At 53.4% G+C, this 1,679-nt stretch carries 2 protein-coding genes; one reads left to right on the top strand and one right to left on the bottom strand.

Annotation, left to right across the window (positions count from 1 at the left end; translation table 11 throughout):
* Positions 1-4: 4 nt before the first annotated feature.
* Positions 5-1,144, bottom strand: a complete 1,140-nt coding sequence (locus BN1127_RS20095; RefSeq protein ID WP_041206992.1) for an RNA-guided endonuclease InsQ/TnpB family protein — start codon at positions 1,142-1,144, stop codon at positions 5-7.
* A 57-nt stretch (positions 1,145-1,201) separates the two neighbouring features.
* On the opposite strand from BN1127_RS20095, the gene tnpA reads away from it, so the two are divergent.
* Entirely contained in the window at positions 1,202-1,627 is a 426-nt protein-coding gene (tnpA, locus tag BN1127_RS20090; protein WP_041205574.1) for an IS200/IS605-like element ISAeme8 family transposase, read from the top strand.
* The last annotated feature ends 52 nt before the right edge of the window (positions 1,628-1,679 follow it).

Genomic DNA, 1,679 nt, shown 5'->3' with positions numbered 1-1,679 from the left:
CAGATTAACGCTGGCCTCCATGGGTAGAAACGACGTGTCCCGCCGCCTTTAATTCCAATATGCCTTGTTGCTGGATATTCATGGCCGCGTTAATGTCGCGGTCATGCCCTGCCCCACACGCTGGACATACCCACTGCCGCTGATGCAACGGCATGTCCGGCATCTTGTGGCCGCAATCGCTACACAGTTTCGAGCTGGCAAACCACTGATCAAGTTTGATTAGGTGGCGACCCGCCGCTTGTGCCTTGTACTCCAGCTTCATGATGAAACCATGCCAACCAGCATCGCCAATGGCGCGGGCCAGTTTGTGATTTTTCATCATGTTCGCTGATTTCAATGTCTCCACGATGACCGCTTGGTTTTCGTCAACCATCGTGTGAGAGAGTTTGTGCTGAAAATCGGCGCGGGCATTGGCTACCCGTTCGTGCAGGGCGGCCAGTTGCCGTCTTGCCTTGCCACGGTTGGCGCTGCCCTTTTTCTTGCGAGACAGTGCCTTTTGCTTGCGTCGTAGATTGCGACTGGCGTTGATAAGGTGGCGTGGATTGGCAATCTTTTTGCCGCTCGACTCAATGAGGTAGTGGGACAGCCCCATATCACAGCCAGTCACGTCCGTGATGAAGGTGGGCTTGGCGGGAGCCTCGCAGCCATCCTCGCAAAGGATGGAAGCATAGTATTTCCCTGTCGGGCCACGGCTGACTGTGATGCTGGATACCACGCCGATAATATCTCGATGAATGACCGCCCTGATGGGCGTCATCTTCGGCAACTGGATAGCCGCTGTGAGCACCTTTCCGTTGGGGTGATAGCTGGATTGCCTGCCCCGTTTGCTCTTGAAGGTAGGCATTCGTGCCTTGAGCTTGGGATTGAAGAAGTTGGCGAATGCCTTGTCGAGATTAATCACCGCTTGCTGCAAGGCGAGTGAATCGTACTCCTTTAGCCAGCCGTATTTGCGCGATTTTTTCGCCACTGCGAGCATGGGTTTCAGGTCGCGTTTCGGTTTCAGTGAAATCCCGTGACGCTTGAACATGTGTCGTTGAATATAAATGGCCTTGTTGTACGCGAACCGCACCGCGCCGAACTGGGCATTCAAGAATGCCGCTTGTTCGTCGGTCGGATAAATGCGTACTTTCGTTGCTCTTCTCAAAGTCACCGCTCGCTGCTAGGATAGCCATACAGTATGACTTTTAACGGATTATTGCAAGTGAGTGTGCATCATGATGATTTGACTAGGTATCTGCGGAGGCGTCACTCCGTCAGCAAGCTAGTTGTGCATTTAATCTTCACCACGAAGTACCGCCGCAAACTGCTTGATGGCACCATGATCGAGCAGATGCGCGGCGCATTTTTATCTGCGGCAGAGAAGTTGGAGATCGACATTCTGGAGATGGATGGCGAAGCCGATCACGTTCATCTGCTCGTAGCCTATCCACCGAAGTTGGCCGTCAGTGTGTTGGTCAATAATTTGAAGTCGATCAGTAGCCGCCAGATCCGCATATTGAATACGCACCTACGAAAGCAAAGTAATAGCGGGCTCCTGTGGTCGCGCTCTTACTTTGCTTGCAGTGCTGGCGGGGCCACTATCGAAACGCTCAAGGCGTATGTGGCCTCGCAGAACACACCAGATTAGCTCCCCTTATATCCCCGCCCGATTGGGCGAGGGTTTACGGGGCAGTTGCTAA

Source organism: Aeromonas media, from assembly GCF_000819985.1.
Classification (GTDB): Bacteria; Pseudomonadota; Gammaproteobacteria; order Enterobacterales; family Aeromonadaceae; genus Aeromonas; species Aeromonas media.
The sequence above is the reverse complement of the archived record's forward strand: the minus strand, read 5'-3'. Positions and strand labels throughout refer to the sequence as shown.